General features: G+C 72.0%; 6 protein-coding genes. 2 read left to right on the top strand and 4 right to left on the bottom strand.

All coding sequences use genetic code 11. The features are described from left to right. Window positions 1-128: 128 nt before the first annotated feature. The 4 genes from QQ657_RS56320 to QQ657_RS56305 all read right to left on the bottom strand — a co-directional run bounded on the left by QQ657_RS56320 (window position 129) and on the right by QQ657_RS56305 (window position 5,459). Window positions 129-1,793 carry a peptide ABC transporter substrate-binding protein gene (locus tag QQ657_RS56320; RefSeq protein ID WP_284750719.1) on the bottom strand — a complete coding sequence of 555 codons (1,665 nt, stop codon included), beginning with the start codon at window positions 1,791-1,793 and terminating at the stop codon, window positions 129-131. A gap of 46 nt (window positions 1,794-1,839) precedes the next feature. After that, window positions 1,840-3,036 carry an acyl-CoA dehydrogenase family protein gene (locus QQ657_RS56315; protein ID WP_284750718.1) on the bottom strand — a complete coding sequence of 399 codons (1,197 nt, stop codon included), beginning with the start codon at window positions 3,034-3,036 and terminating at the stop codon, window positions 1,840-1,842. A 193-nt stretch (window positions 3,037-3,229) separates the two neighbouring features. Further along, entirely contained in the window at window positions 3,230-4,054 is an 825-nt protein-coding gene (locus QQ657_RS56310; RefSeq protein ID WP_284750717.1) for an isocitrate lyase/PEP mutase family protein, read from the bottom strand. 19 nt (window positions 4,055-4,073) lie between these two features. Continuing rightward, on the bottom strand, window positions 4,074-5,459 hold the full coding sequence (locus tag QQ657_RS56305) for an AlkA N-terminal domain-containing protein (protein ID WP_284750716.1): 1,386 nt from the start codon (window positions 5,457-5,459) through the stop codon (window positions 4,074-4,076). A gap of 168 nt (window positions 5,460-5,627) precedes the next feature. On the opposite strand from QQ657_RS56305, the gene QQ657_RS56300 reads away from it, so the two are divergent. Next, the gene (locus QQ657_RS56300) at window positions 5,628-5,924 is read left to right on the top strand and encodes a putative quinol monooxygenase (protein WP_284750715.1); all 297 of its coding nucleotides are present in this window, start codon (window positions 5,628-5,630) and stop codon (window positions 5,922-5,924) included. Between the two features lie 234 nt (window positions 5,925-6,158). Next, window positions 6,159-7,373, top strand: coding sequence for an MFS transporter (locus QQ657_RS56295; RefSeq protein WP_284750714.1), 1,215 nt, complete (start codon window positions 6,159-6,161; stop codon window positions 7,371-7,373). Window positions 7,374-7,509 lie beyond the last annotated feature (136 nt).

Genomic DNA, 7,509 nt, shown 5'->3' with positions numbered 1-7,509 from the left:
GCCGGGGCGGGGGGCGGGCGCCGCGCGCCCCCCCCCACCCCCCCCCCACGCCTCGCCGCTCACTACTCCCACTCCCCGCCTGCGCGGGCGGGGGGGGGGGGGGGGGGCCCCCCCCCCCCCCCACGGAGCTATTTGCTGACGGTGACGCTGAAGAGGTCGAGCTCGCGGAACTGGGTGGGCTGGACGTTGTGCAGCCGGGACGCCCAGGCGGCGGTGCCGGACTGCCACCAGATGGGGATGGTCGGCATGTCCTGCAGGACCAGCTTTTCGGCCTGCTGGTAGAGCGCCTGGCCCTGCTTCTGCGACGGGGCGGCGTCGGCCTGCTTGAGCAGGTCGTCGACCTTCGGGTTCGAGTACTGGCCGACGTTCGAGGCCGCACCGGTGCGGAAGAGCGGGTTCAGGAAGTTCTCGATCGAGGGGTAGTCCGCGACCCACGCCGAGCGGTAGATGCCCGTGACCGTCCGGTTGTTGAGCTGCTTGCGGAAGTCGCCGAGGGTCGTCTGCGGGGTGAACTTGCAGGTGTGGCCCAGCGAGGCTTGGATCTGCTTGCAGATGACCTCCATCCACTCCTGGTTGCCGGAGTCGATGTTGGACGTCAGCTCGATGTCACCCTGGAAGCCGGACGCGTCGAACAGCTGCTTGGCCTTCTGCGGCTCGTAGGTGCACAGCTCGCCGCACTGGTTGTCCAGGTGGCCCTGGACGTTCGGGGCGACCAGGCCGTCGGCCGGGGTGCGGCCGCCGTTGAACACCTGCTGGATCAGGGCCTTCCGGTCGATCGCCATGGAGATGGCCTGGCGGAACTGCGGGCTGTCGTAGCGCTTGTCGAACAGCGGGAACGCGATCGCCTGGTAGCCGAGGTAGGTGTAGGTCTTGCGCCGGTCTTCGGGCAGGTCCTTCTTGATCTTGCCGCCCTGGGTCGAGGTCCACGGCGTGAACGACAGGAAGTCGAGCTTGTTCGCCAGGACGTCGGCGTAGGCCTTGTCCAGGTCGGTGTAGAAGCGGAAGTCGATGCCGCCGATGTTCGGCTTCTGCTCGCCGGCGAAGCCGTCGAACCGCTTGACGACGAGGTCCTTGCCCGGCGTGTAGGACTCGAACTTGAACGGCCCGTTGCCGACGGGGTGCGCCTCGAAGGCCTTGCGGTCGGCGAAGAAGCTCGCCGGCATCGGGAAGAACGCCGCGTAGCCGAGCTGGACGCCGAACTCCGAGAACGGCGCGTCGAGGGTGACGGTGAACGTCTTGTCGTCGACGAGCTTAAGGCCCGACAGCTCCTTGGCCGCCGGCAGCGCCGCCGGCTGCTTGCCGTCCGCGGTCGCGTTGTTGACCTGGGCGAAGCCCACGACGTGCGAGAAGTAGCTGGCGCCGGCCATCAGGTTCGGGGAATACGCGGTGTAGTTCCACGCGTCGACGAAGCTCTTGGCGGTCACCGGCGTGCCGTCCTGGAACGTCCAGCCGTTCTTGAGCTTGATCGTCCACACCTTGGAGTCGGTGGTGGTGACCGAGTCCGCGACGGCGTTGTGCGGGGCGGCCGTCTTGGCGTCGTACTCGATGAGGCCGCGGAACAGCGTGCCCAGCACGCTGATGCCGCCCACCTCGGTGGTGTTGCCCGGCACGAGCGGGCTGGCCGGCTCGGTCTCGCTGTAGCTGATGACCGCGTCGCGGTCGATGTTCGCCGCGGCGGGCGCGGCGGCACCGTCCGGCGACGGAGCGGCGGTGGTGCCGCTCGGGGTGCTGCACGCCGTGAGTGTCACGGCGAGCACGGCGGCCGCGCACACGGCGGCCCGGAGCTTGCGCATCGGTGTCTTCCTTCTTTTCGGGGTGGGGCCTGGGGTTGGGGTGGAGTCAGCGCCGGCTGGAGGTGATCCCGAGCGCCAGCGGGAACGCGGGGCGGCCACCGAGGAGGTGGGCGCCGGCGGTCTGCAGGATCCGGTCCTGCGCCACGATGTGCTGGCACATCGTGGTGGTGTCGCGCAGCCAGCGGTCCAGCGGCGAAGGCCGGTAGATCGCGGTGGTCTGCACCAGGTCGTACAGGCGGGTGACGATCGACCGCGCGGTGCGGAACGCGTGCCGCCGGGACAGCGGCAGCGCGGCCCGCTCCCGCGGGGTCAGGTCGTCGAGCGAGCCGCCCGCGGACAGGACTTCGTGCTGGCGCCGCAAAGCGCCGTAGACGCCTTCGCGAGCCGCGGCGAAGTCGCCTTCGCAGTCGGCCAGGGTGGTCTGCGTGCGGTAGTCGTCTTCCCGGCCCGCGGACACGGCCGCGTCCGTGGCGAAGTCGAGCGCTGCGCGGGCGACGCCGAGCGCGACGCCCGGCATGTTCCGCATGTGCACCTCGGGCTGGGCCAGCGGACCCGAACCCCCGCGCACGTCGGCGAAGGTGAGCGTGTGCTCGGCGGGCACGAACACGTCGGTGATCGTGTAGTCGCAGCTGCCACTGCCGGCCAGGCCGGTGGTGTGCCAGGTGTCGAGCACCTCGACGTCCGCCTTCGGCACCATGAGCAGGATCGAGTCGTGCGGCGACCCGTCGGCGCCGGGTTCGGGCTTGCCGTCGCGGTAGAGGAAGGCACCGGAGACGACCCAGTCGGCGTGCGTGACACCGCTGCCGAACTGCCAGCGGCCGGTGAGGCGGTAGCCGCCGGGGACGATCTCCGCGCGGCCGTTGGGAAAGAGCAGCCCGGCGGTCGCCATGTCCAGGCTGGGGAACATCTCCGCGGCGACGGCGCGGTCCAGGAACGACGCGTAGAGGCCGGTGTCCGACCCGATCATCGCGCACCACCCGGCACCGGAGTCGCCGTAGGCCAGCGCCTCGATCACCTCGGTCTGCTCGATCGACGTGAGCTCGGGCCCGCCGTGGTCGCGGGAGAAGCCCATCCGGAAGACGCCGGTGCCGCGCAGGAGGTCCACGACGTCCGCGGGCAGCCGCCGGGTCCGTTCGATCTCTTCGGCGCGTTCGCGCAGCACCGGGGCGAGGGCCTGGGCCCGGGCGAGGATCTCCACCGCGGTTTCCGGCGGGCGGACCGGCAGCGGCTCGACTACGGTCATCACATCACTTCCCTCGAGGTCTTCTTCTCGGTCGCGGATTCGGTCGAACCGCATGGAAGTGATTGAAGCCAGCGCTTTAATTGATGGAAACGGTTGTCCGTCAAGGAAAATCAACGGGGTGCAAAACGGGAGTAGACAGCGGACGGGCCGCGGCCCGGCTTACTCCCCGGCGCGGCCCGTCCGTGGATGAAGCTCAGCCGGTCACGGCGCTGTTGACGGCGCCGAAGTCCAGCCCCCCTTCCAACGCGGTGTAGGTGCCCTGCTCCAGCAGTTCCACCGCCGCGCGCTGGGCGACCGCGTAGGCGGCCTGCGCGATCGCCGTGCCGACGCTGATCCGCCGGACGCCGACCGCTTCCAGCTCCGCCACCGTCGGGGCGCCCGGCCACACCATCACGTTCACCGGCAGCGGGCTCTCCTTGACGAGGACGCGGAGCGTCTCCAGGTCGACCAGGCCCGGCACGAACAGGCTGTCCGCACCCGCCGCGGCGTAGGCCCCCGCGCGGGAAAGGACGTCGTCCAGGCGGCCTTCGGGCTCGCCGATGCCGAACAGGTAGACGTCGGTGCGGATGTTGATCCACAGCTCGGGCAGGCCGGCCGCGGTCGCCGCGTCGCGGGCCGCGCGGACCCGCCCGACCTGCGCCGGGACGTCGAACAGCGGACCGCCGGGCGCGGTCGAGTCCTCCAGGTTGACCCCGACCGCGCCGGCCTCGACGACCGCGCGGACGGTCGCCGCGACGTCGTCCTCGGACGGGCCGTAGCCGCCCTCGATGTCGGCGGTCACCGGGACGTCGACGACGCGCACGATCCGGGCGACGAGCTCGGCCATCTCCTCGCGCGTGAGGCCGTGCCCGTCGGGCCGCCCGGCGGACCAGGCGACCCCGCCGCTGGTGGTGGCGATCGCCGGGGCCCCGGCCCGCGCGATGAGGGCCGCGCTGGCGGCGTCCCAGGCGTTCGGCAGCACCAGCGTGCGGTCGGTGTGCAGGGCGCGCAGCCGTTCGGCGAGCCGGTTGGCAGACATCCGTTCTCCTTCTGGGTGTTCAGGCGGCCGGCGTCGGTACACCGGCGGCGATCAGGTGGGTCGCGGCGAAGGCGCGCCACGGGTGCCAGGCGGCGGCCGAGCGGCCGGCGTCGGCGAAGACGTCGTGCTCGAGCAGCATCGCCTCGACCGTGCGTTCGCCGGCCGGGAAGGCGTCGGCGTGCCCCAGCCGCAGGGCGATCTCCTGGGCGGTGCTCTGCTCGATGCCGGGCAACGCCGTGAGCGCGGCCGTGCAGTCGGCCAGGCTCGCTCCGGGGTCGAGCAGGGTTTCGTCCGCGGCCACGGCGGAGGCGAACGCGTGCAGCGTCCGCGCGGTCGCCGCGGGCAGCCGGGCCGCCTCCAGGTCCGCCTGGGCCAGGGTCTCGGCCGAGGGGAACAGGTGGGTCAGGCCGTGTTCGAGGCCCGGCACGGGCCGGCCCGCCACTTCGACCAGCGCGGCCAGCTGCCGCCGGACCCGCGCGCGGACGCCGTACTGGCTGAGCACGGCTTCCACGGCGACCTCGAAGAAGCCCCAGGCACCCGGCACGCGCAGGCCGGGCCGCTTGCGCAGCAACGGGCCCAGGATCGGGTCACCGGCGAATGCGGCCTCGGCGGGCGCGGTGTCGGCGTCGACCCCGACCATCCGCCCGACGCGGTCGACGATGTGGATGAGGCCCTCCCAGAACGGCATGTGCGCGGTCAGCAGCAGGTGGTCCTCGCCCCCGCGGGACACCTCGATGACGCCCGCCTCGCCGTCGAGGCTGATCGTGCGGCGGTAGACGCCGTCCAGCACCGACTCGACGCCGGGGACCGCGCGGTCGGCCAGGAACGCGCTGAGCGCTTCCCAGTGCAACGGCGCCGAGAAGGGCAGCCGCATCATCAGGCCGCCGTCCGCGGCGAGCCGGTCGGTCCGCCGGCGCCGGTTGCGCAGCTCGAGCGGGGAAGCGCGGAAGACCAGCTTCATGTCCCGGTTGAACTGGCGCAGGCTGCCGAACCCGGCGGCGAACGCCACGTCCGCGACGGTCAGGTCGGAGTCGTCGAGCAGGCGGCGCGCGAAGTGGGCGCGGCGCGACCGGGCGAGCTGGTCCGGCGTCACGCCGAGGTGGTCGTGGAAGAGCCGGCGCAGGTGCCGCGGCGACACGGCCAGCCGCCGGCCCAGCTCCGCTTCGGTGCCGGTGTCCAGCGCCCCGGCGATGATCAGCTGCACCGCGCGGCAGACGAGCTCCGGCGCGTCCGCGCCGACCGGGCCGGCGACGCGGTACGGGCGGCAGCGCAGGCACGCCCGGAACCCGGCCGCCTCGGCCTCGGCGGCCAACTCGAACGTCTTCACGTTCTCCGCGAGCGGCTTCGCCCCGCAGCCGGGACGGCAGTAGATGCCGGTCGTGACCACGGCCGAAAAAGTCGTCATGCCCCCGATGGTGGCGATCCGCCCCGGCCCGCGCTAGCCGGATCCGGACACGACCGCGGCAGGTGCGCACCCAGGAAGAAGAACATGTCCGGATCTGGCCGGACTCCGCAGCCCGCGCTCGGCAAAGTGGTCGCCGTACCAAGCACCGCACTACCGAGAGGTTCCCCCATGCTGGCGAAGGTGTTCCCCATCCCCCTCAAGCCGGGCAAGCAGGCCGAGGCCGAGGCGCTCGTGCACGAGTTCGCGCCGCTCGGCCCCGGGCAGGAGGACGGCACCGTGTCCTTCCGCGTCTACCGCGACCCCGCCAAGCCGGACTTCCTGCTGTTCGTCGAGCACTTCGCCGACCAGGCCGCCTACGACGCGCACACCGGTTCGGCCGCTTACAAGGAACTGATCGCCGGCAAGTTCGCCGATCTGATCACCGAGTTCGTCGAAATCGACCACGAACTGATCGTCGGGCTCTGATTTCCCCGCTTACCGGCCGGATGCAGCAATCGCTGCGTCCGGCCGGGCGCGGGCAATGCGAATTCCGCGACAACTGCGTCACGCTCCGAGCACCGACGTTGTCCACGTCACGCGCGAATTGATTTTCCGGCGGAAACAACTCTGCCGGTCAATCGTCCGGACAGCTGCAATGAGGAAGCCGGCACCCGAGAAGTGGTGCGGCACACCCCAACGCATGCCTCTGGAGGCTCGGCCGTGACCACCACCGAAAAACCCGCCGGCGTACTGGCCGTCCTGCGCCGGACGCCCACGCCCGTCCGCTATCTGCTCGGCGGCGTGCTCGTCAACCAGCTCGGCGCGTTCGTCCAGACGTTCATGGTGCTGTACCTGGTCTTCCGCGGTTTCTCCGCGGGACAGGCGGGACTCGTCCTCGCCGCCTACAGCATCGGCTCGGTCCTCGGCGGCCTGGCCGGCGGCGAACTCGTGCACCGCATCGGCCCGCGGGCCACCATCACCGCCGCGATGTCCGGGTCGGCCGTGATCCTCGCGCTCGTCCCGTTCTTCGGCCGGCCCGAGCTCATCGTCGCGCTGATGGCCGCGATGCTGCTCGCGGGCCTCGCGACCCAGAGCTACCGGCCCGCGGCCGCCGTCCTGCTCAGCGAGCTGATGCCCGATTCCGACCGCGTCATGGGCTTCTCGATGATGCGGATCGCCCTCAACCTCGGCGCGGCGCTCAGCCCGCTGATCGCGGCCGGGCTGATCCTGCTCGACTGGAACCTCCTGCTGTGGTTCGACGCGGCGACCGCGCTGCTCTACGCGGTCCTCGCGGTGCGGCTGCTGCCCGACCGCCGGGTCGAGCGCGAGGCGTCCGAGCCGGCCGGGAGCGGGACCCGGGCCGCGTACGGGACCCTGCTGCGCGACGGGCGGTTCTGGTTCTTCCTGGCCTCGGTGCTGATCGGGTCGATCATCTACGTCCAGTACACGGTCGCCCTGCCGCTGAAGATCACCGCCGAAGGGCACTCCGCCGGCCTCTACAGCGTCGTGCTCGTGACCGCGTCGGCCGTGCTGATCCTGTGCGAGCTGAAGATCACCTCGTACGTCACGCGCTGGCCGGGCCACGTCGCCGCCACGGCCGGGACCGTGCTGATGGGCCTCGGCGTCGCCGGGTTCGGCCTCAGCGGCGGCTCGGCGGTCGCGCTCGTCGTGTGCACGGTCGTGTTCGTCTTCGGGATCATGATCAACGGGCCGACGATGTTCGCCTACCCCTCGACGTTCCCCGCCACCGTCAAGGCCCGCTACATCAGCGCCCACCAGGCGACTTTCGGCCTGGGCATGGCGCTCGGCCCGCTGTTCGGCGTGGCCGCGTGGGTCGCGCTGGGCAACGGCGTCTGGTGGCTGTGCGGCGCGCTCGGCCTGGTGGCGGCGCTGTGCGCCCTGCTCGGGATGACCGCCCGGCGCGCCACCGCCTGAAGTCCCGAACCCCGACGGGGGGGGGGCGCCCCCCGCCCCCCCGCCGGGGGGGGGGGGGGGGCGCCCGCCCGCCGGGGCCCCCCCCCACGACCGGCAGCAAACGCCTGCACCACCCGGTGGCCGGTCCGCTCGAGCT

This window comes from Amycolatopsis ponsaeliensis (assembly GCF_030182635.1).
In the GTDB taxonomy this organism is placed as follows: Bacteria; Actinomycetota; Actinomycetes; order Mycobacteriales; family Pseudonocardiaceae; genus Amycolatopsis; species Amycolatopsis ponsaeliensis.
The sequence above is the reverse complement of the archived record's forward strand: the minus strand, read 5'-3'. Positions and strand labels throughout refer to the sequence as shown.

Excerpts from the sequence above, each read along its gene's own strand:
- QQ657_RS56315 (WP_284750718.1), bottom strand. The coding sequence starts at position 3,036 with ATGACCGTAGTCGAGCCGCTGCCGGTCCGCCCGCCGGAAACCGCGGTG.
- QQ657_RS56310 (WP_284750717.1), bottom strand. The coding sequence starts at position 4,054 with ATGTCTGCCAACCGGCTCGCCGAACGGCTGCGCGCCCTGCACACCGAC.
- QQ657_RS56305 (WP_284750716.1), bottom strand. The coding sequence starts at position 5,459 with ATGACGACTTTTTCGGCCGTGGTCACGACCGGCATCTACTGCCGTCCC.
- QQ657_RS56320 (WP_284750719.1), bottom strand. The coding sequence starts at position 1,793 with ATGCGCAAGCTCCGGGCCGCCGTGTGCGCGGCCGCCGTGCTCGCCGTG.
- QQ657_RS56300 (WP_284750715.1), top strand. The coding sequence starts at position 5,628 with ATGCTGGCGAAGGTGTTCCCCATCCCCCTCAAGCCGGGCAAGCAGGCC.